This is a genomic window from Neptunomonas sp. ABH4_499, from assembly GCF_056160565.1.
This window is the reverse complement of record NZ_JBSWXK010000014.1, coordinates 15028-38936: the sequence shown is the minus strand read 5'-3', so window position 1 is coordinate 38936 and position 23909 is coordinate 15028. Positions and strand designations below refer to the sequence as shown.

At 49.8% G+C, this 23909-nt stretch carries 19 protein-coding genes and 1 pseudogene; 14 read left to right on the top strand and 6 right to left on the bottom strand.

Translation table 11 applies throughout. The features are described from left to right. Positions 1-741: 741 nt before the first annotated feature. The 4 genes and pseudogenes from ACXAF9_RS14355 to ACXAF9_RS14340 all read left to right on the top strand — a co-directional run bounded on the left by ACXAF9_RS14355 (position 742) and on the right by ACXAF9_RS14340 (position 2150). Complete coding sequence (locus ACXAF9_RS14355; RefSeq protein ID WP_475075376.1) at positions 742-924, top strand: hypothetical protein; 183 nt, start codon at positions 742-744, stop codon at positions 922-924. 45 nt (positions 925-969) lie between these two features. Beyond that, positions 970-1311: a Gfo/Idh/MocA family protein gene (locus ACXAF9_RS14350; RefSeq protein WP_475075375.1), complete on the top strand. Its 342-nt coding sequence runs from the start codon at positions 970-972 to the stop codon at positions 1309-1311. Positions 1312-1578: 267 nt separating this feature from the next. Then, a pseudogene (locus tag ACXAF9_RS14345) lies at positions 1579-1746 on the top strand (gfo/Idh/MocA family oxidoreductase); the annotation flags it as partial. A 149-nt stretch (positions 1747-1895) separates the two neighbouring features. Beyond that, a complete protein-coding gene (locus tag ACXAF9_RS14340; protein ID WP_475075374.1) occupies positions 1896-2150 on the top strand; it encodes a hypothetical protein in 255 nt (84 codons plus the stop codon). 104 nt (positions 2151-2254) lie between these two features. Here the strand turns inward: ACXAF9_RS14340 and ACXAF9_RS14335 are convergent, their stop codons facing one another. Further along, positions 2255-2830, bottom strand: coding sequence for a nucleotidyltransferase family protein (locus ACXAF9_RS14335; protein ID WP_475075373.1), 576 nt, complete (start codon positions 2828-2830; stop codon positions 2255-2257). 246 nt (positions 2831-3076) lie between these two features. On the opposite strand from ACXAF9_RS14335, the gene ACXAF9_RS14330 reads away from it, so the two are divergent. Next, complete coding sequence (locus tag ACXAF9_RS14330) at positions 3077-3949, top strand: DUF6216 family protein (RefSeq protein WP_475075372.1); 873 nt, start codon at positions 3077-3079, stop codon at positions 3947-3949. 291 nt (positions 3950-4240) lie between these two features. Next, on the top strand, positions 4241-8539 hold the full coding sequence (locus tag ACXAF9_RS14325) for an NACHT domain-containing protein (RefSeq protein ID WP_475075371.1): 4299 nt from the start codon (positions 4241-4243) through the stop codon (positions 8537-8539). Between the two features lie 172 nt (positions 8540-8711). On the opposite strand, the gene gyrB is transcribed toward ACXAF9_RS14325, so the two are convergent. From gyrB to dnaA, 4 genes are read right to left on the bottom strand one after another with little or no spacing between them, the layout of a single operon-like run. Next, positions 8712-11132: a DNA topoisomerase (ATP-hydrolyzing) subunit B gene (gyrB, locus tag ACXAF9_RS14320; protein ID WP_475075370.1), complete on the bottom strand. Its 2421-nt coding sequence runs from the start codon at positions 11130-11132 to the stop codon at positions 8712-8714. Between the two features lie 14 nt (positions 11133-11146). Next, the gene (gene recF / locus ACXAF9_RS14315) at positions 11147-12238 is read right to left on the bottom strand and encodes a DNA replication/repair protein RecF (protein ID WP_475075369.1); all 1092 of its coding nucleotides are present in this window, start codon (positions 12236-12238) and stop codon (positions 11147-11149) included. A 45-nt stretch (positions 12239-12283) separates the two neighbouring features. After that, positions 12284-13387, bottom strand: a complete 1104-nt coding sequence (gene dnaN / locus ACXAF9_RS14310; RefSeq protein WP_475075368.1) for a DNA polymerase III subunit beta — start codon at positions 13385-13387, stop codon at positions 12284-12286. 27 nt (positions 13388-13414) lie between these two features. Beyond that, positions 13415-15025, bottom strand: coding sequence for a chromosomal replication initiator protein DnaA (dnaA, locus tag ACXAF9_RS14305; RefSeq protein WP_475075367.1), 1611 nt, complete (start codon positions 15023-15025; stop codon positions 13415-13417). A gap of 469 nt (positions 15026-15494) precedes the next feature. On the opposite strand from dnaA, the gene rpmH reads away from it, so the two are divergent. The 8 genes from rpmH (at position 15495) to ACXAF9_RS14265 (ending at position 22747) form a co-directional block, all read left to right on the top strand. Further along, positions 15495-15629 carry a 50S ribosomal protein L34 gene (gene rpmH / locus ACXAF9_RS14300; protein WP_475075366.1) on the top strand — a complete coding sequence of 45 codons (135 nt, stop codon included), beginning with the start codon at positions 15495-15497 and terminating at the stop codon, positions 15627-15629. A 36-nt stretch (positions 15630-15665) separates the two neighbouring features. Then, on the top strand, positions 15666-16052 hold the full coding sequence (gene rnpA, locus ACXAF9_RS14295; RefSeq protein WP_475075365.1) for a ribonuclease P protein component: 387 nt from the start codon (positions 15666-15668) through the stop codon (positions 16050-16052). Positions 16053-16054: 2 nt separating this feature from the next. Continuing rightward, complete coding sequence (yidC, locus tag ACXAF9_RS14290; RefSeq protein ID WP_475075364.1) at positions 16055-17722, top strand: membrane protein insertase YidC; 1668 nt, start codon at positions 16055-16057, stop codon at positions 17720-17722. A 71-nt stretch (positions 17723-17793) separates the two neighbouring features. Next, the gene (gene mnmE / locus ACXAF9_RS14285) at positions 17794-19161 is read left to right on the top strand and encodes a tRNA uridine-5-carboxymethylaminomethyl(34) synthesis GTPase MnmE (RefSeq protein ID WP_475075363.1); all 1368 of its coding nucleotides are present in this window, start codon (positions 17794-17796) and stop codon (positions 19159-19161) included. 107 nt (positions 19162-19268) lie between these two features. Continuing rightward, positions 19269-20204 carry a metal ABC transporter substrate-binding protein gene (locus ACXAF9_RS14280; RefSeq protein ID WP_475075362.1) on the top strand — a complete coding sequence of 312 codons (936 nt, stop codon included), beginning with the start codon at positions 19269-19271 and terminating at the stop codon, positions 20202-20204. Next, complete coding sequence (locus ACXAF9_RS14275) at positions 20197-21063, top strand: manganese/iron ABC transporter ATP-binding protein (protein WP_475075361.1); 867 nt, start codon at positions 20197-20199, stop codon at positions 21061-21063. Before ACXAF9_RS14280 ends, ACXAF9_RS14275 begins: the two co-directional genes overlap by 8 nt. After that, the gene (locus tag ACXAF9_RS14270) at positions 21063-21911 is read left to right on the top strand and encodes a metal ABC transporter permease (protein WP_475075360.1); all 849 of its coding nucleotides are present in this window, start codon (positions 21063-21065) and stop codon (positions 21909-21911) included. Before ACXAF9_RS14275 ends, ACXAF9_RS14270 begins: the two co-directional genes overlap by 1 nt. After that, positions 21908-22747: a metal ABC transporter permease gene (locus ACXAF9_RS14265; protein ID WP_475075359.1), complete on the top strand. Its 840-nt coding sequence runs from the start codon at positions 21908-21910 to the stop codon at positions 22745-22747. Before ACXAF9_RS14270 ends, ACXAF9_RS14265 begins: the two co-directional genes overlap by 4 nt. Here ACXAF9_RS14265 and ACXAF9_RS14260 read toward each other — a convergent pair. Continuing rightward, positions 22744-23814, bottom strand: coding sequence for an alkene reductase (locus tag ACXAF9_RS14260; RefSeq protein ID WP_475075358.1), 1071 nt, complete (start codon positions 23812-23814; stop codon positions 22744-22746). The two genes, ACXAF9_RS14265 and ACXAF9_RS14260, sit on opposite strands and share 4 nt — an antisense overlap. Positions 23815-23909: the final 95 nt, after the last annotated feature.

Sequence of the window (23909 nt, the reverse complement as noted above, 5' to 3'; positions counted from 1 at the left end):
GGCTCCAATACCCGTGCGCATCAACACCAAGACATCGGTGAAGGGGAGATTGACTGAGATACGTTCTTTAAAACCCTCAAAGAAATCAACTTTGACGGGGTAATCTTAAGCTGTGTCTTTGCATGGGAAGAGCGCGCCGACCAGTCATCAATCTACATACGAGAATCGATTCAAAAATACATCGATAAATACAGGGGCTAACCCAACCATCCTTAACCGCATAACGGATCCAAAAGGGCACGTTCTGGAGCATACCTACCATGAGCATTCAGATAAGCAGCGCACCTTGTTGCTGGGGCGTCGACGACCCTAAAAACCCGTACCTCCCCCTTGGGAGCGCGTACTCGACGAAGCCCAACAAGCTGGATACAAAGGCATCGAACTTGGCCCTTATGGGTGCCTTCCTTTGGGCCTAACCGATATTGACGACGCTTTAAAGCAACGCGAGCTAAGCATCGTAGCCGGCACTATTTTTGATGATTTAGTCTACCCTGATAACCTGCCAAATCTAGTTCAACAGACCCATGATATTAACGGCTTGACTCAATAGCTACCAAGCCTTCCTACCTATCTAGGAAAGTCGTTTAACGGGCCTTACTTAGTGATCATCGACTGGGGGCACCCATAGCGAGACAAAGCGGCAGGGCGACCCGATGAGGCCGCACGGCTTTCTGATTCAGATTGGCACCAGATGATGGAGCACATCAAAACCATTTCGGAGATCGCTTGAAAGAGTACGGCGTGCGACCTTTGATTAACCCACATGCAGGTGGCTATATCGAGTTTGAAGATGAGTTTGCCAAGCTCAGCACCTGCATACCTTACGAGACAGCAGGACTCTGCTTGGATAAAGGACACTTGTACTACTCAAAGATGGACCCGGTTAATGCTCTCATCGATCACAAAGACAGCATCGGTTTTTAACAAGAACGCCATTACAAGAAGAATAATTCACAAGAGGATAGAACAATGTTTTTTGGCTACACACCCATTTCAAAACCCATTCGCTGGGCGATGGTTGGTGGCGGCGAAGGCAGTCAAATTGGTTACATTCACCACTCGGCGGCACTTAGGGATCGAAGCTTCGAACTGGTTGCCGGTGCATTTGATTTAGACCCAGAACGAGGAAAACGTTTTGGTGTATCACTTGGGCTCGATGCCGACCGATGTTATGTGGATTATCAAACCCTGTTCAAAGAGAAAACCAAGCGCCTCGATGGCATACAAGCCGTTTCCATAGCCACACCCAATAACACCCACTATGCCATCACCAAAGCCGCTCTTGAATCAGGCATACATGTGATCTGTTAAAAGCCATTATGCTTTACCACCGAAGAGGCAGAGCACCTAAAGTGCATTGCTAAACACCACAATCGGGTACTGGGTGTGACCTACGGTTATGCAGGGCATTAACTTATCCTTCAAGCACGCAATATGACCGCCAATGGCGAGCTTGGGGAGATTCGCATGATGCATATGCAGTTTGCCCACGGATTCCATAACTAGGCCGTAGAGGAGGCCAATCCAAGCACACGCTGGCGTGTAGATCCAAAATTTGCTGGCCCAAGTTATGTCCTTGGTGATCTTGCCACACACCCTTTGTATCTATGCGAAGTTATGCTGCCAGACCTCAACATTAAGCGGCTACTGTGTACCCGACAAAGCTTTATCAAAAGCCGAGCTCCACTTGAAGATAACGCTTATACACTCTTGGAGTATGAAGGCGGTGCTACCGGTTTTGTTTGAACCAGCGCCGTTAACGCAGGCTCCATGCACGGTCAGAAAATTCGAATTGTAGGCTCTAAAGCCAGCCTTGAGTGGTGGGATGAGCGGAGCGACCTAATCAAATGACCTATGAAGTACAAAGCAAACCTCAGCAGCCACTTGAACGCGGAATGGGATATCTACATGACATCGCATTTAGCGAAGACCGAATAGGCGGCGGCCATCCCGAAGGGCTCTTTGAAGCTTGGTCTAATCTCTATCGACGATTTGCTATAGCAATGCAAGCAACCGACCAGAACGATCAGCAACGTCTTAGCGAAGTGAATTACCCTGGAATCGACGCGGGAGTAGAGGGCGTTAAATTTGTCGAGAAGTGCATTGAGTCAGCCGACCTTGATGATCAATGGGTCAATTACAACTCATAAGCATCCATTACATGCTTCCAAACACGGCTCGTTTTTTCAGAACCTGCCGTGTTCCACGTGGAACAATTTCATCTAGATTTAAAAGTATTTGATAGCTACAAGAACTACGAAAGATCGCCAAGGGTATCGATATCTTTAACCACCCCCAAACCTGAAACAGGTACCCAGTTAAGTTCTTCACCTAATAAAACTGACACAACCCCAGCATCGCCAGACAAACTCATCAACCGTCCAAAGCAGCGCCTCGGAAAGATCACAGGATGCCCAGGACGACCTTCAAAGACAGGTCTAGCAATCTTATCAGGGGTTGTATAAAACGCCCTTAGAAGCGCTCTGTGAGTCTCTGGCGATATATAGGGCATATCGACAAGTATAATGGCTATCGCATCGACCTTATCGCTTGCTTGAGCCAAAATCGCTTTAACCCCTTCGCGAATACTGATGCCTAAACCTACTTGTTCAGACTCAGGAACACACACCCAATTTACAGAATTCGGTAAACCCACATCGGAAGGGTATTCACCAGTTCGTAGAACCAAAGATAGGGATGAATAACCACCCTCTAACGCATTCTGGTAGCTAACTGATAATAGAGTTTGATCACTATCGCCTAAACGATAAGTCCGCTTATCGCTTCCAAACCGTCGACTTAATCCAGCTCCGACAAGAAGTGCATGCACATTAGGCTTCAATCAGAGACTCACTCCAGAATGTTCCACGTGGAACATGATCAAAATATAATTTCATAAACACTTAATGAGTGTTCAGCAAAAACAGAATAAAAAATGAACAAAACATCTCATTCTAGGGATCATCAAGAAATTGTTATATTTAACATTAATTTCTCGAAAAAAATGACATTCCACAAAAGAGCACAATAGTTGTGCTAACAAATATAGAAGCCCAGCAGGGCAAAGGATATAGCAATGGACGCAGCAACATTAGGAATAATATCTGACTACTTACCAACATTAACATCCATTCTTTTAATTGTGTTCGCAGTAGTATGGTTCCGGATTAGAGCAGGATCATCGTATGGATTATTAAACAGACTCTACGCAATAGTTATTGGCGGGAAAGACTTTCATGACAAATCTGTTACAGATTTCTGGAACGATAGAAAAGATATTGAGCGTTTTAACACGCTTTTCAATACAAGAGCAAAATCAATTCAAGAAATAAAATTTTTCATTGAATGGATTAAAGAAAACAATCTAGACCTTAGGAGACTTGCTAACCTGAACAGCCTATTTGATATGGAAAAAAAGGAAGTTAAGAAAGGCAGATACGGCCTAGCCGCCACCTTCTTAGTAGTCAGCGCACTTTTCCTTGTTATATTTTCTATGTATTTAATAGGGCTTGCGACTAGCAATGCTGCTTTAGTGAAATTTAACGATGAAACACAATGGATGTGGTTAAGCCATGATGCAGCATATAGCGCGACACTCAACCCTACATATAATCAAGGCCAAAATTGGCGGTTAACAACAGAAACCTGCTCAAAAACGCCATTGGATAGTAATTCGCTTGCAGAGAAGACAAAACTGAAACCAGAAAACATCCTAAATATATGTGAATCATTCATCAATGAAAAAGATATCAAACTCGTCGATGAAATAATAAACCGCCAGGAATTTTTCTTCTGGCCTGCGCTGGCTTTCTTAATACTTGCGCTGTACCCCTCAAACTCAGCACGTCAAATGATCTCAGCACATCAAGCTAAGATTTACTTGAAGAAAAAGCTAAGCGAGCAGCCAAGGCTGAAAGATTCAAGTAAGGAAGAGGTTAATCAAATCTAATCATTTCAAGAGCTTATTCGTGAAGTGACATCTATACAGATATCAACATAATCCAGACGAACTCCAATATGCAGGTATAGAAGCGGGGGGGTGGTGGCAAATGAGTGCAGCACTTGCTAACCACCTATCCCTAAAAGATGGCAAGATAACCAGATGAGAAGGAAGTTAGTTTTCAACAGTACGCGTGCCTTACTCAAAAATAAATTCTTTGAAATACACTGTACTGACGTCAGCCTATTACCCTTGCCCCAAAACGCCATAATTTAAACCAATAGAGAATAGAGAATAGAGATGGATAGCAGGCACGTACCACTCAACAGGCTGTTTTCACCTATCCGTGGCGAGAGTGATAGCATTAAGGAAGATCAATCAGCGTGGGGGCTTACTTCACCTAGTAGCTGGGATGAACTAGAGCGTGAGTTTCGATGCGTTATTCTAGCGGAGGCTGGTGCCGGGAAAACGGAAGAGCTAAAGCTCCGCGCATGTCACCTGGAGGATCAAGGCAAACCTTCCTTCTTCATCCGTATCGAGGACATCGAAAATGATTTCTATGAGGCCTTTGAAGTAGGTGATGAAGACCAGTTTCACGCATGGCGCCAGTCTACAGAAGAAGCTTGGTTTTTTCTCGATTCTATCGACGAAGCAAGGCTTGAAAGCCCAAGAGCCCTTCGAAAGGCGCTACGACGGTTTGCAATGGGCATCAGAGGTAGTGAACACCGCGCTCACATTTACCTCTCTAGCCGCCCATATGCCTGGCATCCTAAAGCAGACCGAAAGCTGTTTGACGAAAGTTTGTTCTTGCGTGCTGCAAGCGACAAGAACGACGATTCAGAACAACCAAACGAAGTCGTTAGCGCACTAAAAGTTTATACAATGCTTCCGCTGGACACCGATAGGATTCGCCTATTTTCTGCTGCCCAAGGAGCACGTGATATTGAAGGTCTTTTGACGGAAATAGACAGGACAAACCTTTGGAGCCTTGCTGAACGCCCCTTTGATCTTGAAGGAATTCTAATCAAGTGGAACGAAGACCATGTTTTGGGGAGCCGATTGGATCTCCTCAGACATAACATCGATACGCGACTAAGGGATGATCATAGTATCGACCGCGCCCAACTTCAGCCCTTGAACCTTGAATTGGCAAAGGACGGAGCTCGTTGTTTAGCAGCAGCCGTCGTACTTAGCGGTAAGCCTGGCTTAAATGTGCCTGATTCAATACAGGTAAAACCAGGTATTGACGCGGAAGCCGTCCTAGTCGATTGGCGACCACAAGAAGTTAGGGCCCTGTTAGAGCGCGGTATTTTTAACGACATCATTTATGGGGCCGTCAGATTTCGACACAGAGAAGTTCTAGAGCTACTTGCTGCTGAGTGGTTTGACGGCCTCCTACGAAGAGGGGGCAGCTGTACCACAATCGAAGCTCTCTTTTTTCGTGAGCAATATGGCGAAAAGATTGTTACTCCTCGTCTCCGCTCTGTTTTACCTTGGCTGATTCTATTTGATGACACTATACGACTAAGTGCGCTTCAAATTCTTCCAGAGCTAGCCGTTGAAGGAGGGGATCCGTCTAGACTTCCATTGCGCGAGAGACAGGAAATCTTAGCAAATATAGTTCGTCGCATTGCTACTAATGAAGATGGCCGCACTGCCCGAGATCACAGCGCTATCGCCCGAATTGCAAATCCTGAGCTTTCTCCTGATACCCTGCAACTAATCAATGCATATCGTAATAACGATGATGCTATATTCTTCCTTGGTAGACTTGCCTGGCAGGGTAACATGTCGGCCTGTATACATCCTTTGGCAGAGATTGCTGTTGATCCTACGCGTGGTATCTACGCTAGGATAGCATCTGTCCGGGCGGTATTAGCGTGTGGATTAGTAGAAGATAAACGATTCGTTTGGCGTCAAATAAATGAATCTGACTCTCTCATTCCACGTCAACTGCTTGCAGAAATACTGGACGGTGCGGAACCCGAACTTGAAAGTGTTGAGCAGTTTCTTTCCTCCTTGAGGAAATTACCACCATTTGAACGCTTTACCTCAACTGGACTTAGAAGCTCTATCCATAATTTTATAGGGCGTTTATCAATTGACCCAGACCCACAAAAAATAACTCAACTAATTGACGGACTCCTAGGCTATCTCGAGACGGATCCGTATATAGAGAGAGGTGAGTGCCAAGTTTCTGAAGAGTATGCTTGGTTACTAGGCCCAGCCGTACATGCTGCGGAAAGACTAATAGAGCAACGCAATCCTGCGTCCCTAGAGACTAACACCTTATCTATATTACTAATGGTGCCTGCCTTAAGATTCTGGAATGGCTCTGATTTCAATGACTATAAAGACAATTTGAGCCAAATGGTTCCAGCATGGCCAGAACTCAACGATGCTCTCTATTGGGCTAGTATCGATCAAGCGAGACGGCGCTATACCTCAGAGTCAGCTGAGCCATTAATCGATGACTGTCTAGTTTCATGGTTAGGCCATTTCTGGCGTTTCGATGAGTCAAGCTTACCGCGACTTCTTGATTCTATCAGATCACGTCCCTCTCTTGAGGACAAGTTGGTAGCCTTGAGCACCGCCTTTCGTGTTTACTTACAAGCAGACAGCCCAGAAAACACTCTCAGATGTTTAGAGGAAGCCGCTACTGGGTATACCGAGTTACGAGCTCGTTTAGACATCTTGCTTAATCCTCCCATCACAGAAGCAACGCGCCGATATGAAGAAAGGCAGGCAGAGTTCGAGCGAACCAGAGCAGAAGAAGATGAGCAGCGCAAACTGTCTATTGATGCATGGATAGCAAGTGTATGTGACAACCCTAACAGGATTAAAAATCCGCCGAACTTGGAGCCGAGCGAGCTGAGTAGTGATCAATGTTGGCTACTGCATGAGCTCTTGGAAAGCGGCATATCAACGAGTAGTTCTAGTGGCAAAAACTGGCAGCAGCTCATACCTAAATTCGGAGAAGAGGTTGCGCACGCTTACCGTGATGCCGCTATAAGTTATTGGCGACACTATACTCCGACGCTTCAATCTGAGGGAGACATAAGAGACAACTCAATTCCCTATGCTCTAATCTTTGCACTGGCTGGCCTTGAGATAGAATCATCGGAAGTAGCTAATTTTCCAAATCATCTAAATGAATCTCTGGTAAACCACGCACTGCGATACATCACTTGGGAATTGAATGGTTTTCCAAACTGGCTTGAGAAAGTACATAAAGCTTTCCCGGCTTTAACAGAAAGTGCTGTTATCCAGGAGCTAACATGGGAACTGGACAATTCTATATCGAACAGCGAACAGCCTCGTCATTATATTATCTATAATTTAGCCTATCATGCACCTTGGCTTCATATCCCTATGGCGCGGGTAATACTAGAGTGGCTGTTTAGTAATAACGCATACCTACACGTAAATCGCGGTGAGTGTTTGCGAATATTAATTGAAGGTGGAACTAACAACGCTCGGCTTATCGAATTAGCCTTGCAACAAATAGGACTTTCTCAAGATCACCGAAACATTGCTTACTGGTACTCTCTACTCGTAGATTGCGATCCAGATAGATATATACCTGAAATCGAACACTGGCTTTCTAAGCTTGTGCCAGAAGATGCGGTTCAAGCCTCACAAATTTTTATCACCGCTCTCATCGGCAATAGGCACTCCGATAACCTTAGACCCCAGATAGGAAAATTCCGAACGGCTAATCAACTGAAGTCACTTTACATTCTTATGCATCGTTATATACGAGTTGAAGACGATGTGAATCGCGCCGGTTCTGGTGTTTACTCTCCAGATCTTAGAGATGATGCTCAAGAGGCACGTAACCGACTATTTAACCTCCTATCGGAATGCCCAGGAAAGGACTGCTATTTCTCGCTAAAAGCGCTCGCAGCAGAACATCCTGACCATGGCTATCGTCCTTGGATGGCCAAGCAGGCATACAAACGAGCAGAAGAGGATGGAGATTTAGAGCCTTGGTCAGCCGAGCAAGTAAACCAATTCAGCAGGGTACAAACTATTATTCCTGCCACTCATCGCCAGTTATTTGATCTTACCGTATGCCGACTAAAAGACTTAAAGAACTGGCTAGAACGAGGGAACGATAGCCCCTGGCAGACATGGCAGAGAGCAGAAGGCGAAACAGAAACCCGTACATTAATTGCTGGCTGGCTCAATCAACGATGTCGCGACCAATATACCACCGCTCAAGAACCAGAACTTGCGAACAGCCAACGGATGGATATCTGGCTTCAAAACACCCATGTGCAGTCTCCAGTGCCAATCGAGCTCAAATTGCTTGATAAAGGCTGGTCCGGTCCCGAACTTTGCGAGCGGCTACGTAACCAGCTCGCCGGAGACTACCTACGAGAGGAAACAGCAGGCTGTGGAGTTTTTCTATTAGTTTCTCAAAATATAGCTTCTAATAGACGGTGGAAGATTGATAGAAAAAGACCCAATTTAAACGCTCTTTCTCAAGCCCTCAAAGATTATTGGCAGAACATTGCGGATGAATACCCAGGTGTTGCACAAATCGACATAGTTGTAATCGATCTAGCTAAAAGAGGATTAGTAAGTGATTCATAAGCTTAACCGAGGTATCACTAAAGCTATGCCGTAATGCTGAAGTGATAGTTACACTAACAACATAAGTGAATACTATCTAATTCCTGTGAAACAAGTTATCTCACTAAAAAAATATGACAAGCAATAAAAAAGCAGCCGATTGGCTGCTTTTTTTAACCGAGAGACCCGCTACTTATACATCAACATTCGATGCGTGCAGGGCGTTGGTCTCGATAAACGCGCGACGCGGTTCAACATCGTCACCCATCAAGGTAGTGAACAGCTGATCAGCGGTAATGGCATCTTCAATCGTAACTTGCAGCATACGACGCGCATCAGGGTCCATCGTGGTTTCCCACAACTGGTCTGGGTTCATCTCACCCAGTCCTTTGTATCGCTGAATCACCGTACCGCGCTTAGACTGGTTCAACAACCAGGCGATGGCGTTACGGAAATTAGCAACTGGCTCTTTACGCTCACCACGCTGTACGTAAGCACCGTCTTCCAGAAGGCCAGAGAGGGCTTCAGACATCTTCGCAATGGCTGCATAATCGCGAGAGTTAAAGAAGTCATTACGGAAGGTGTACGTCGTATCTACACCGTGGTTTACGTACACCAGACGCGGCAAGAAGACACGATGTTCTTTATCTTCAACAACCTCATAGCTCCAGCGCTCACTCGCGCTCGCCTGAGCTTCCAACGCTTTAAGAAGGTTTGCCGTCCAGCCATCAACCGTTTCGCGCTGAGAAAGCATCTCAGGCGTTAATACCGGCAGATAGATCATCTGGGTCATCGCCTGTGCAGAGTAAAGCTTGCTCAAACGCTCAATGACATACTCAACGTTACGGTACTGATTGATTAAAGCTTCAAGCGCTGCACCCGATACCGCAGGAGCATCTTCATTTACGTGGAAGCTTGCACCATCCAACGCGCCTTGCAGAAGGTAGTTTTCAAGCGCATCTTCATCTTTCAGATACTGCTCTTGCTTGCCTTTCTTGATCTTAAACAGTGGTGGCTGCGCAATGTACACATGACCGCGCTCGATCAATTCCGGCATTTGACGGAAGAAGAAGGTCAGAAGCAGGGTACGGATATGCGATCCATCGACGTCCGCATCGGTCATGATGATGATGCTGTGGTAGCGCAATTTATCTGGGTTAAACTCTTCACGACCGATACCGCAACCCAGTGCCGTGATCAAAGTACCTACCTCAGCCGAGGTCAGCATCTTATCAAAACGCGCTTTTTCGACGTTCAGGATCTTACCTTTCAACGGCAAAATCGCCTGGGTACGACGGTCACGACCTTGCTTAGCCGAACCACCCGCGGAGTCACCCTCCACAAGGTAGAGTTCGGAAAGCGCAGGGTCTTTCTCTTGGCAGTCTGCAAGCTTACCTGGCAGACCTGCGATATCCAAAGCACCTTTACGACGGGTCATTTCACGTGCTTTACGCGCCGCCTCACGAGCACGCGCCGCATCGATCATTTTGTTGACGACCGCTTTGGATTCTTGCGGGTTCTCTTGCAGGTAATCCACAAAGTACTGAGCAAAGATCTGCTCGACCGCGGTTTTTACTTCGCTCGAAACCAGTTTGTCTTTGGTCTGGGATGAGAACTTAGGGTCCGGCACTTTAACCGAGATAATCGCACACAGACCTTCGCGGCAGTCATCGCCCGAGGTTGCGGTCTTATTACCCTTGTTAAGATTCTCAGACTCAATGTAGTTGTTCAGCGTACGGGTTAATGCTGCACGGAAGCCTGATAAGTGAGTACCGCCATCGCGCTGAGGTATGTTGTTGGTAAAACAGTGAATCGATTCTTGATAGGTGTCGTTCCATTGCAAAGAGACTTCAACGCCCACACCGTTTTCGTGCATACCCGTGCAGTGGAAAATCTTGTTAACCGCTGTCTTGTTCTTGTTCAAGAAGTCCACGAACGCCCCCAAACCACCGGCGTATTCGAAGATCTCTTGGCGGCCAGCGCGCTCATCCGTCAGGACAATACGCACACCGGAGTTCAAGAAGGACAGCTCACGCAAACGCTTAGCAAGGATATCAAACTGGAACTCAACAAACGCAAACGTCTCTTCAGAGGCTTTAAAACGAATCTCAGTACCTGACTCATCCGTTTCGCCAATCACCGCCAGAGGGGCTTGTGGAACGCCATGAACGTATTTTTGCTGGTGCACTTGACCTTTGCGACGGACCGTCAAGATCAGCTCAGAGGACAGGGCGTTTACCACCGATACACCCACACCGTGAAGACCGCCCGATACCTTGTAGCTGTTATCGTCGAACTTACCGCCGGCGTGAAGGACCGTCATGATAACTTCGGCCGCCGACACACCTTCTTCTTCGTGGATGTCGGTCGGGATACCACGACCGTTATCCGATACCGAGATGCTCTCGTCAGTGTGGATCGTGACATTGATCTCACTACAGTGACCTGCCAATGCTTCATCGATGGAGTTATCAACAACCTCGAAAACCATGTGGTGAAGGCCGGTGCCGTCGTCGGTGTCACCGATGTACATCCCCGGGCGCTTACGAACAGCGTCCAAGCCTTTCAGGACTTTAATACTACTTGAATCGTAATTAGTCTCTTCGCCACTCATGGCTGTCTCCTGACTCAATCTGTCTCGATCAGTTGGCCTTGGCTTAACTCAAAGCAGGCCAGCTCTGTGTCTTCCTTCCAATACGGCAGCAAGGCAGCCGGATCAACACAGGTGATAAAACATTGGTTATGTGTGTTTTCCAAAAACTCGCAGAAAAACCGGCAATGGGCTTCATCGAGCTCTGATGGCAAATCGTCAATTAAGTAGATGCAAGGGCGCTCACTCATTCGGTGAAACACATTACCCTGTGCCAATTTAAGCGCGCTGACGACCAGTTTCTTTTGCCCACGGGACAGACGCTCAGCGGCGCTGACCCCATCGGCTTTAACGCGAAGATCGGCACGCTGTGGGCCTGATCCAGTAAAGCCTTGTTTTAAATCTCGCTCAAAGTTGGCCTCAAGTAACTCATCCAGCGGGATGGATTGATCCCAGCCCGGAGAAAACTTAAGACGCACATCAAGATCGGCATTCAGGCGCGATAAAATCGCTTCAAAATCCGGTATTAACTGCTCAATATACTGCTGACGAAGATTCGTAAGCGGCTCAGCGTACTGAACCAGCTCTTTATCCCAAATCTGCCGTAAAGTGCGGTCGATTTTACCACATTTCAGTAGGGAATTTCTCTGCTGTAATGCACGTTTAAACCCACGCCAGACATGAATAAACCGAGCATCCGCGTGAAACGCGCCCCAATCGATGAATTGTCGTCGAATCGACGGGCTGCCCTCTAACAGATCAAACGTATCGGTATTGATGACCTGAAGGGGCAACAAGCTTGCCAAATCCGGCAGCTCCATGGTTTGGCCCGCGTAGCGAATATTCACCGCGCCATCGACCGCTCGGGTCACCCCTAAGGGCTGTGGCTTGGTATCGACACGGCTTTGCACCTCGGCAAAGACCAGAGACGACTTATGCTCAGAGCTGACCAAATAGCGAAACTGATGGGTGCGAAACGAGCGGGTCAGGCCTAAAAAGTGGATGGCCTCAAGCAAAGAGGTTTTACCGCTGCCGTTAGCGCCATGGACGATATTGATTCGCGAGGCGGGCTCAAAAGCGATCTCAGAGAGGTTACGGATGTTTTGGATGCGAAGTGAGGTGATCGGCATAGAGGGCGTACAGCGCCTTTAAGACGCTGTACAGATCCTGACGGATTACATACGCATTGGCATAACAACGTACAGGCTATCGTCTTCATCGAAGCCCTGTACCAGCGCGCTGCTGTTTGAATCAGACAGCGTAAAGCGGACGATGTCGGTGTTCAAAATCGACAAGACATCCAACAGGTAGTTCACATTGAAGCCAATTTCGAGCGGCTCGCCTTGGTAATCGATCGCGATGGTCTCTTCCGCTTCTTCCTGCTCCGGGTTATTAGCCATAACCTGCAAGAAACCGTTGGTCAGCGACAGACGTACACCGCGGTACTTCTCGTTGGAGAGGATCGCAATACGGCTGAACACTTTACGCAGCTCCTGACGGTCACCCAGTACCGTCTTGTTACCGTTGCGCGGGATAACGCGCTGATAATCGGGGAACTTGCCATCAACCAGCTTAGAGGTGAAGGTAAAATCACCCACGTGCGCACGGATGTGGCTTGCGCCGATTACCAACTTAAGCGGCTCTTCACCGCTTTGCAGCAAGCGAGCCAGCTCCAAAATACCTTTACGCGGCACGATGATCTGTTGCGGCTGAGTCTGCGAGGTCTCTACGCCGGCAACACAGGTCGCCAAACGGTGACCATCGGTTGCTACTGTGCGCAGCGAGTTGTCCATGATTTCCAACAACATGCCGTTCAGGTAGTAACGAACATCCTGTTGCGCCATTGAGAAGCCGGTTTGATCGATCAAGTTACGCAACTGACCTTGCGACAACGTCAAATCAAACGTTTGCGGGCTGTCTTCCACATTCGGGAACTCAGCCGCCGGCAGCGTGGACAGCGTAAAACGACTGCGACCAGACTTGATGATCATCTTCTGACCATCCAGCTTTAATTCAATGCGCGAATCATCCGGTAGGGATTTACAGATATCCATCAACTTACGCGCCGGTACAGTGACAGAGCCTGCTTCGGCGGGCTCTTCAAGCACCACACGACCAACCAGCTCAACCTCCAAGTCCGTACCGGTCATGGACAGTTGATCACCTTCTGCAACCAGCAGAATGTTGGATAAGACTGGAAGGGTCTGACGACGTTCGACAACGCCCGCCACCAGTTGTAATGGCTTAATCAGTGCTTCACGTGAAATGACGAATCTCATGGCTACCTACCTTAGTTCGCTCCACTGTTACGCGGTCAGATGACGCAACAGGTTTTGATAATCTTCGCGGATATCCGTATCGGTCTCGCGCAGTTGTTTAATCTTACGACACGCGTGCAACACCGTCGTATGATCGCGACCACCAAACGCCTCACCGATTTCCGGCAAGCTGTGATTGGTGAGTTCTTTAGCAAGACTCATCGCCACCTGACGAGGCCGTGCTACCGAGCGACTCCGACGCTTAGAGAGCAGATCGGATATCTTAATTTTGTAATACTCGGCGACCACACGCTGAATATTGTCAATACTAACTTGTTTGTCCTGTAATGCCAGCAGGTCCTTAAGGGATTCCTTTATAAAAGGTGTGGTAATGGCATTACCGGTGAAATGCGCATTGGCGATGACGCGTTTTAACGCACCCTCAAGCTCACGCACATTGGATCGAATCTTTTGCGCCAAGAAAAACGCCGCATCATCCGGCAGGGAGATACGCGCTTCTTCGGCTTTTTTCATCACGATGGCGACACGCGTCTCAAGCTCAGGCGGCTCGATGGCGACGGTCAACCCCCAACCAAAGCGGGATTTCAAACGCTCTTCAACACCGTGGATCTCTTTTGGGTAGCGGTCGGAGGTCAGAATCATCTGCTGACCACCCTCCAACAGGGCGTTGAAGGTGTGGAAGAACTCTTCCTGGGAGCGCTCTTTACCGGCGAAGAACTGAATATCATCAATCAGCAAAGCATCGACCGAGCGGTAAAAACGCTTAAAGTCGTTGATCGCATTCAGCTGCAAGGCTTTAACCATGTCCGCCACGAATCGCTCGGAGTGCAAATACACAATCTTAGCGTTCGGGTTTTGGCGCAGCATCTCCATACCCACCGCGTGCATTAAGTGGGTTTTACCCAAACCAACACCACCATAGATAAAGAGTGGGTTGTAAGCACCGCCTGGGTTATCCGCTACTTGCTGAGCGGCCGCTAAAGCTAACTGGTTCGATTTACCCTGAACGAAGGATTCAAACGTGAAAGATTCGTTCAGGTTGGATTGGTGACGAAGACCGCCTTCAACATCCACTTTGCGCTCTGGCTCAACCACACCCACATCCAACTCCAACTGGGGTTGAAGCTGACCTTGAGGATGTAAGTAAGTACTTACTTCGGCTACAGGATGCTCATTCTTGTGCATCACCACATCTTCAAACTCATGACTTGAAGCACTGGCTGGCGACGAATAGCTGTCTTGCGTACCTGCCAATTCCGAAGCTATAACACTGGCGGCTGGCGCTGGGGTTGGCTGCGCTGCAGGCTGAGGAACCGGCGCCGAAGGTGGCGCTGCCGGACGAGGACGGGGCGGAGCAGGGGGCATGCGTCGCGACATTAAATGCGCTGCGCCTTGCTGATTGACCTCGATGCGAACGTCCGCACTGATGTCACCTGACACATCACACACCACCTGACGGATACGAGACAAAAACTTATCGTTCACCCAATCGCGAACAAAACGGTTCGGCGCCACCAACACCAATACAGAACCCTGACTCTCCTCTGCACGCAAAGGACGAATCCAAGTGTTGTATTGTTGGGTGGGAAACTCGCTCTGCAAATTAGGCAGACATTGTTCCCATAATTGTGACGACATAAGCCGAAGACGCTCCGCGAACAGTCAATCCATATGAATGGCCGCTATTCTAACGTGAGATCAACCACTTATCCACAAATGTGAAAACTTTTTTTGGTTGTTCACAGCTTAAAAAACAAGACACAGAGACATCCGCACAAAAATCCACCAAAACCAACCCAAAAACCGCTTTTGAACAGATTGATTACAATTTAACCACAGCATTATTAACAATTTATATTATTGAAATAATTAGGTTTTTAGAATTTAACTCACAGATTTAAGATTTTTTTGGCTTTTAAACAACTTTGTTCCGAACGTCGGGTATGTAAAAAGAAAAGGCTGTAAAAACCCCAGAAAACTGCAGTTTTACGCCTAAAAAGGTTTGATCTCATAAAGAGGATTCACTACAATCTCGTGCCTTAAATTTTCTGCTCACTGGGCTTCAGCCAGCCAAAATCGAGCAATAAAGCATTTACAGGACTGACTGATGAAAAGAACATTTCAACCAAGCGTTTTAAAACGTGCACGTACTCACGGTTTCCGTGCTCGCATGGCTACTAAAAACGGTCGCGCTGTGATCAACCGTCGTCGTGCGAAAGGCCGCAAGCGTCTGTCTGCCTAATTTGGCTTGCAGTCGTTAGGTCTGGTTCATCGTTGAATGACCGAATACGGCTATCCCCGGCAGCTGCGTCTGCTCGCGGCCGGGGATTTCAAATCCGTCTTTGATAACGTTCAGGTCAAAGTACCCGACCAGAGGATTTTAATCCTCGCCCGCCCAAACAATCTCGATCATCCACGCATCGGGTTTGTCATCTCCAAAAAAAATGTACGCAGAGCCGTGAAACGAAACAAAGTTCGGCGTATCATTCGCGAGTCTTTTCGCCTGAATCAGAATAACTTACCGGCCATCGACATGGTTGTATTGGCGCGTCCCGGTTTGGGCGACCTGAGCCATGAAGAGCTTCAACAACTGTCGAAGAAGTGCTGGCAACGCCTGATTCGCAAAACAACTCAAACATCCAAGAACCAAGATAGACGGTCTTAACCATGGATTTTAAGCGAATTACCCTCATTGGCGCCTTGGCCCTGATCTCCTATGTCTTGATCATCAAGTGGAACCAAGAATACGGCCAACCTGAAAATCAGGCACCGGTAGCATCGGTTTCCGCCTATGAAGAACAATCCACCGGTGGTGATCTGCCTAACGCAGCTACGGTCAGCGAAACCGCTGACGTACCGAGCACCGACGAGCCACAAGCGGTGGCCGATGCTCCTGCCAGCGCCAAGCTGATCAAAGTCATCACCCCAACTCAGGACGTTGTGATCGACACACGTGGCGGCGACATCATTGAAGTTGCCCTGCCTGAGCACAAAGCAAGCCTCAACAGCGAGCAGCCGTTTGTCCTGATGGAGCAAACGCAAAATCGCACCTACGTTGCGCAAAGCGGTCTGACTGGCCCACAAGGCCCAGACAATGCGCAAGGCCGTGCGACTTACAGCGCCGATGCGGATACGTACACGCTGAAAGAAGGCGACGACTCGTTAGTGGTTAACCTGACAACCACTCTGGAATCCGGCATTGAAGTCACGAAACGCTTCACGTTCAGCGAAGGTTCTCACACCATCGCCGTAGACTACGTGATCAACAACCCGACAGATGCAGACTACACCGCTAACCTGTTTGGTCAGATCAAGCGTGACCGCAGCGCCGATCCAAACGGCTCGCCTGACATGGGTATGCAGTCTTACTTAGGCCCTGTGTTCTCAACCACTGAGAACAACTACCGCAAGTACACCTTTGATGACATCGACGAAGATGGCAACTTCAAAGAGACGTCACAAGACGGTTGGGTAGCGATGAACCAGCACTATTTTGCCAGTGCTTGGATCCCAGCGCCGGGTGCTGAATACACCTACAGCTCACGTAAAGCGAACGGTAACTACATCATCGGCTTTATGTCTCCTAAGCTGACGGTACCTGCGGGCGAGAGCTCAACCGTTGGTGCGCGCTTCTTCGCTGGCCCGAAAGACATCGAAGAGATGGAGCAAGTGGCACCAAACCTAGACCTTGCCATCGACTTTGGCTGGTTGTGGTGGATTGCCTCTCCGCTGTACGAAATCCTGAAATTCTTGCACAGCTTCTTGGGTAACTGGGGTCTTGCGATCATCGGTATTACGCTGCTGGTGAAAGCGGTACTGTTCCCGCTGAACGCTAAAGCGTTCAAATCCATGGCGAAGATGCGTAAATTTGGCCCAGAACTTCAGCGTCTGAAAGAGCTGTACGGTGATGACCGTCAGAAGATGTCTCAGGCGATGATGCAGCTGTACCAAAAAGAGAAGATCAACCCACTGGGTGGTTGTCTGCCAATCTTGGTTCAGATGCCAATCTTCATCGCGCTCTACTGGGTACTGGCCGAGTCTGTCGAACTGCGTCACGCTGAGTTCTTATACCTAAGTGACCTGTCCGCTAAAGACCCATACTTCATCCTGCCAATCCTGATGGGGACGAGCATGTTCATTCAGCAGATGCTGAACCCAACACCGCCAGACCCAATGCAGGCGAAGGTGATGAAGATGCTGCCAATCCTGTTCACCTTCTTCTTCCTGTGGTTCCCTGCAGGTCTGACCCTGTACTGGGTTGTGAACAACATCTTGTCGATCGCACAGCAATACGTGATCAACAAACAGATTGAAGCAGGGGATAAGTCATCCTAAGATGACCTCCCGACCATAACAAAGGCTCCTTCGGGAGCCTTTTGTGTTTAACCGCAACGAAAACGATCACCATGACAAGCTACACACAAGACACCATCGCAGCTCAAGCCACCGCCCCAGGTCGTGGTGGCGTGGGGATTGTTCGCGTCTCTGGCCCGAAAGCCGCGTTGATTGCCGAAGCCGTTTTAGGCTACACGCCCAAGGCACGCTACGCGCATTACAGCCCGTTTAAGGACGCCGACGGCAACGAGTTGGACGAGGGGATTGCGCTGTACTTCCCGGGTCCCAACTCCTTCACCGGCGAGGATGTGCTAGAGTTGCAAGGTCACGGTGGCCCGGTGGTGATGGATTTTCTGTTGCAGCGCGTGCAGCACTTAGGTGCTCGCTTGGCGCGTCCTGGTGAGTTCTCGGAGCGGGCGTTCTTGAATGACAAGCTCGATCTGGCTCAAGCCGAGGCGATCGCTGATTTGATCGACAGCTCCTCTCAACATGCGGCACGCTGTGCGCTGCGCTCACTGCAAGGTGAGTTTTCCCGCCGCATCACCGAGCTTGTCGAATCCCTGATTCAGCTTCGCATCTACGTTGAAGCGGCGATCGACTTCCCCGAGGAGGAGATCGACTTCCTTGCCGACGGTAAGGTGCAATCCGACCTTGAAGTGATCATCGCTCAACTTAAGGCGGTTCAGCGCGAAGCGAAGCAGGGCAGCTTAATCCGCGAAGGGATGAGCGTAGTAATTGCAGGGCGACCTAATGCAGGTAAATCCAGCCTACTGAACGCACTGGCTGGGCGTGAAACCGCCATTGTCACCGACATCGAAGGCACCACGCGAGACGTTCTGCGCGAGCATATCCATATTGATGGCATGCCACTGCACATCATCGACACCGCAGGCCTTCGCGATGCGCCGGACGAAGTAGAGCGCATCGGGATTCAACGCGCATGGGATGAGATCCAAAAAGCGGATCGCGTCCTTTTGATGGTTGATAGCACCAAAACCTCTGCCGATGACCCGCATCAGATCTGGCCTGAGTTTGTCGATCAGCTTAATGATGATTCCAAAATCACGGTCATTCGTAACAAGGCGGACTTGAGCGGCGAAACCATCGGCATGACCGACGCACACGGTTACCCTTTACTGCACCTATCGGCCAAAGCCGACTTGGGCATCGATGCGCTGCGCGATCACTTAAAGCAATGCATGGGTTATCAAGCCACCACCGAAGGCGGTTTCTTGGCCCGCAGACGCCACCTAGAGGCGCTTGAGCAAGCCAGCACCCTGTTGACCACAGGACACCAGCAATTGATCTACAACGGCGCAGGAGAGCTCCTAGCCGAAGACCTTCGCCAAGCGCAGCAAGCCCTGGGCGAAATCACAGGTCAATTCAGCTCGGATGATCTGCTAGGGCGGATTTTCTCAAGCTTCTGCATCGGGAAGTAAGGCAGCTCCCGTAAACGGTTCTTAGTAATAAACCGTTTATTTTCCAATCAATAATGATTATCATTTTCCTTGGTTTATTCATTTATACGAAAGCTAAGGGGTCTTCGATGGTCATGTTCACGCTTCCTACAATACGCCGATTGACCTGTGCCATGGCATGGGTGTTGATGACCTTCGCCCCGAGCATGGCGTTCAGCGACGAGCGCTTTAAAGCGGTGACCACCTTTACGGTTATTGCCGATATGGCTCGTAATGTGGCCGGTGATCTGGCTGATGTGGAGTCGATCACCAAGCCTGGCGCCGAAATCCATGAGTACCAACCGACCCCTGGCGATATTTTACGGGCGCACAATGCGGACCTGATCCTCGCGAATGGGCTTAATCTTGAACTGTGGTTTAAGAAGTTTTACCAAAACTTGGATCAGGTGCCCGAAGTGATCTTAACGAAGGGCATTACGCCCATCAGCATCTCGGAGGGGCCGTACAACGGCAAACCCAACCCGCACGCGTGGATGTCGCCTGATAATGCGCTGATCTATGTGGATAACATCCTGGCGGCGTTTATCCAATACGACCCCACTAATGCCGAGGGTTACACCGCCAACGCCAACGCCTACAAAACCAAGATACAGGCTGCGATTGCGCCGCTGCGAGAGGCGCTGACAAGCGTCCCAGAAGATCAACGCTACCTAGTCTCCAGTGAAGGTGCGTTCAGTTATCTGGCTCGGGATTTTAATCTTACCGAACTCTACCTTTGGCCGGTGAATGCCGATCAACAAGGCACCCCTCAACAGGTGCGTAAAGTGATAGACGCGGTACGTAAGCACCGCATTCCGGTGATCTTTAGCGAGAGCACCATCTCCGATAAACCGGCCCAACAAGTCGCTCGGGAAACCGGCATCGCTTATGGCGGTGTGTTGTATGTCGATTCGTTAAGCGCGGCCGATGGCCCTGTGCCAACCTATTTGGATCTGTTACGTGTAACAACCGAAACAGTGGTGCAAGGCTTAACCCAAGCGTCTTCCGAGGCTCTCAATGAATAGTGCAACTTTACCGGCCGGTTTATCGGTGAACGATATTTCGGTGACCTACCGTAACGGCCACACCGCATTAAGTCATGCTAAGTTCGAACTCCCAACCGGTACCATCGCCGCCTTGGTGGGGGTAAATGGCTCCGGTAAATCCACATTGTTTAAATCGATTATGGGCTTTGTACCGATCAGCGAAGGCTCCATCCGTATCTTGGGCATGCCGGTTAACCAAGCCCTTCGAAGCAACGCGGTGGCCTATGTACCGCAAGCCGAAGAGGTCGACTGGGACTTCCCCGTGTTGGTGGAAGATGTCGTCATGATGGGCCGCTACGGCCACATGGGCTTTTTACGCCGCCCCAAAGCCTCTGATCACAACGCCGTCGCTCGCGCCCTTGAGCGAGTTAACATGGATGGCCTTCGTAAACGCCAAATCGGCGAGTTGTCCGGCGGTCAGAAAAAGCGCGTGTTTTTAGCACGGGCGCTGGCGCAAGAAGCCAAGGTGATTCTGCTGGATGAGCCGTTTACCGGTGTCGATGTCAAAACCGAAGATCAAATCATCGCCTTATTAAAAGAGCTGCGCCAAGAAGGTCACTTGATGTTGGTCTCGACCCACAACTTAGGCTCAGTCCCTGAGTTTTGCGATCGCACCGTGATCATCAAAGGGACCGTACTGGCGTATGGGACGACTCGCGATACCTTTACCCAAACCAATCTTGAGCGCGCCTTCGATGGGGTGCTGCGTCACTTTATTTTGGGGGATGATCAACACAACGGCATCGGCGTGATTAGTGACGATGAACGACCACTGATCATCAAGGACGGCCAAGTACACAGCCGCAAAGCCCAAGCGCGTTCGGAGTCCCACGGCTGATGAGTTTTCTGGAGCCATTTCACTACCAATACATGATCAACGCCATGTGGGTCGCAAGCCTAGTTGGGGCCGTCTGTGCGTTTTTATCCTGCTATTTGATGCTCAAGGGCTGGTCTTTAGTGGGCGATGCGCTGTCGCACTCAATCGTACCCGGTGTGGCCGGCGCGTATTGGCTAGGGTTACCGTTCTCGTTGGGGGCCTTTTTTGCCGGAGGGCTCGCGGCCGCGAGCATGTTGTTTTTAAATCAACGCAGCAAACTCAAAGAGGATGTGATTATTGGCCTGATCTTCTCAAGCTTCTTTGCATTAGGGCTGTTTTTGGCCTCGCTTAACCCAACCTCGATCAGCATCAAAACCATTGTCTTGGGCAATATTTTGGCCGTTACGCCCTCTGACCGAATCCAAATTGTGATCATCTCGGTCATCACCTTGCTGGTGTTAACCGTTAAATGGAAAGACTTGCTGGTGCTGTTTTTTGATGAAAACCACGCTCAATCCATCGGCATCCGTCCTACCGTACTCAAACTGGTGTTCTTCACCTTACTGGCGGCCTCAACCGTCGCAGCGTTGCAAACCGTAGGAGCGCTCTTGGTGATCTGCTTGGTCGTCACCCCTGGGGCCACCGCCTACCTGCTGACCGACCACTTCCCCAAATTACTGATCATCGCCATCGCCATTGGCACACTGACAAGCTTTATTGGGGCGTACGCCAGCTACTTTTTGGACGGTGCGACCGGCGGCGTTGTGGTGATCTTACAAACCCTGTTGTTCTTACTGGCCTTCTTCTTTGCGCCCAAGCATGGCTGGCTGGCCAGCAAACGTCCTAAGCACACAGGAGCCGCCTCATGAGCTTGGAGTGGCTAACGGCGCCGTTAGAGTTTCGGTTTATGGTGTACGCGCTGCTGATTGCCATCATGATTGCGCTGCCCACCGCCTTACTGTCCTGCTTTTTGGTGCTTAAAGGCTGGGCTCTGATGGGCGATGCCATGAGCCATGCGGTCTTTCCCGGCATCGTGATCGCTTACAGCGTGGGCGCTCCGTTATCGGTGGGGGCGTTTGCCTCGGGGTTAATCTGCGCGCTCTTGATCGGTTTTCTCAAAGAACACTCGCGGGTGAAGCGCGATACCTTAATGGGCATCGTGTTTTCCGGGATGTTTGCGCTTGGCTTAGTGCTGTACCTGAAAATCCAGCCTGAGGTGCATCTGGATCACATTCTGTTTGGCGATATGCTGGGGATTGGCCGATCGGATTTGATCTCAACGGCTGTAATCAGTGCGCTTTTGGTGGTGATTTTGGCGTTAAAGTGGCGGGATTTTCGCGTGTTTATTTTTGATCCGGCCCATGCCCGCATTGTAGGGCTTCGACCTAAGCTACTTCATTACTTATTGCTGTGCATGATCACATTAACGGTGGTGACGGCGCTAAAAGCCACCGGCCTTGTGCTGGCGATCTCGTTGTTAATCGCCCCTGGTGCCATCGCGTTTTTGCTGACCGACCGGCTAGAGCGCATGCTGCTGATTGCTACAGCCGTTGCTGTGGTCTGTTCGGTGGCCGGGGTCTATCTGTCTTTTTTTATCGACAGCGCCCCAGCGCCGACCATTGTGCTGCTGTTTACCGCCGTGTTCATCGCAAGCTTTGTTCATTGCACACGACAAACACAACGCGTCAGCCAGCAGGGGGCTTAATCCGCTAAGAACGGATAATCCACATACCCTGCAGCCCCTTGGCTATAAAAGGTCTCTGGGTTCGCTTCATTCAGTGGTGCCCCCTCTTTAAAGCGACGTGGCAAATCTGGGTTAGCAATAAACGGTACGCCAAAGGCCACCGCATCCACCTTACCGTGCACAATTGCTTGATCCGCTTCCGCTTGATCGTAGCCCATGTTCACAATCAATGGGCCTTTAAAGTGGGTGCGGGCAGGGGTGATCACATCGGCGTGTTGCTCCCCTTTAAAATCGCTGCGCATCAAGTGCAAATACGCCAGTCCATACGCATCCAGCGCTTTGGAAACGTAGGTCATTAGCCCTACAGGGTCCGAGTCTTTCATGCTGTTAAAGCTGTTGAGCGGTGACAGACGAACGCCCACGCGGTCAGCCCCCCAGACAGGGATCACGGCTTCAATCACCTCTAGGAGCAGTCGAGCGCGGTTTTCAATCGGCCCCCCGTAGGGCCCTGTGCGTTTGTTCGCACCATCGCGTAGGAACTCATCCAACAGATAGCCGTTGGCTCCGTGCACTTCGATGCCATCAAAACCCGCACGTTTGGCGTTTTCAGCCGCTTTTTTGAAGCCTGAGATGATCTCTGGAATCTCAGCATCGCTCAGCGCGCGTGGGGTTGTGTAGGCCTGCTTACCCTCTGGGGTGTGTACATCGTCACTGGTGATCGCAATTTCGCTCGGCGCGACTGGTACACGACCTCCGTTCAGCGCCGGATGACACGCCCGGCCACCGTGCCAGACTTGCAGGAAAATCTTACCGCCTTTTTTATGCACGGCCTCGGTTACCTTCTTCCAGCCCGCCACCTGCGCTTCACTGTGGATGCCAGGTTCACGCCAGAAGGCTGAGCAGCCCTCCATCGCCATGGTCGCCTCGGCGATGATCAAGCCCGAAGAGGCCCGCTGCGCGTAATACTCCACCATCAAATCCGTTGGGACATGATGCTCATCCGCACGACAACGCGTTAACGGTGCCATCAAGATTCGGTTTTGTAAGGTGAGTGCGCCCACCTGAAGGGGAGAGTGTAAATCGCTCATCGTTGCTCCTTATCCTGCAAGGCCAGCAAAGCACAATCGCTTTGTAGCCGCCCAATTCATTAAAAAGGATTCGTTAGTGGGTTAGTACCAACAAT

Coding starts and splice junctions, on each gene's coding strand:
- ACXAF9_RS14265 (WP_475075359.1), top strand. CDS start 21,908: ATGAGCTTGGAGTGGCTAACGGCGCCGTTAGAGTTTCGGTTTATGGTG.
- gyrB (WP_475075370.1), bottom strand. CDS start 11,132: ATGAGTGGCGAAGAGACTAATTACGATTCAAGTAGTATTAAAGTCCTG.
- ACXAF9_RS14275 (WP_475075361.1), top strand. CDS start 20,197: ATGAATAGTGCAACTTTACCGGCCGGTTTATCGGTGAACGATATTTCG.
- dnaA (WP_475075367.1), bottom strand. CDS start 15,025: ATGTCGTCACAATTATGGGAACAATGTCTGCCTAATTTGCAGAGCGAG.
- ACXAF9_RS14340 (WP_475075374.1), top strand. CDS start 1,896: ATGGGATATCTACATGACATCGCATTTAGCGAAGACCGAATAGGCGGC.
- recF (WP_475075369.1), bottom strand. CDS start 12,238: ATGCCGATCACCTCACTTCGCATCCAAAACATCCGTAACCTCTCTGAG.
- ACXAF9_RS14280 (WP_475075362.1), top strand. CDS start 19,269: ATGGTCATGTTCACGCTTCCTACAATACGCCGATTGACCTGTGCCATG.
- mnmE (WP_475075363.1), top strand. CDS start 17,794: ATGACAAGCTACACACAAGACACCATCGCAGCTCAAGCCACCGCCCCA.
- dnaN (WP_475075368.1), bottom strand. CDS start 13,387: ATGAGATTCGTCATTTCACGTGAAGCACTGATTAAGCCATTACAACTG.
- ACXAF9_RS14350 (WP_475075375.1), top strand. CDS start 970: ATGTTTTTTGGCTACACACCCATTTCAAAACCCATTCGCTGGGCGATG.
- yidC (WP_475075364.1), top strand. CDS start 16,055: ATGGATTTTAAGCGAATTACCCTCATTGGCGCCTTGGCCCTGATCTCC.
- ACXAF9_RS14330 (WP_475075372.1), top strand. CDS start 3,077: ATGGACGCAGCAACATTAGGAATAATATCTGACTACTTACCAACATTA.
- ACXAF9_RS14260 (WP_475075358.1), bottom strand. CDS start 23,814: ATGAGCGATTTACACTCTCCCCTTCAGGTGGGCGCACTCACCTTACAA.
- ACXAF9_RS14325 (WP_475075371.1), top strand. CDS start 4,241: ATGGATAGCAGGCACGTACCACTCAACAGGCTGTTTTCACCTATCCGT.
- rnpA (WP_475075365.1), top strand. CDS start 15,666: ATGACCGAATACGGCTATCCCCGGCAGCTGCGTCTGCTCGCGGCCGGG.
- ACXAF9_RS14270 (WP_475075360.1), top strand. CDS start 21,063: ATGAGTTTTCTGGAGCCATTTCACTACCAATACATGATCAACGCCATG.
- rpmH (WP_475075366.1), top strand. CDS start 15,495: ATGAAAAGAACATTTCAACCAAGCGTTTTAAAACGTGCACGTACTCAC.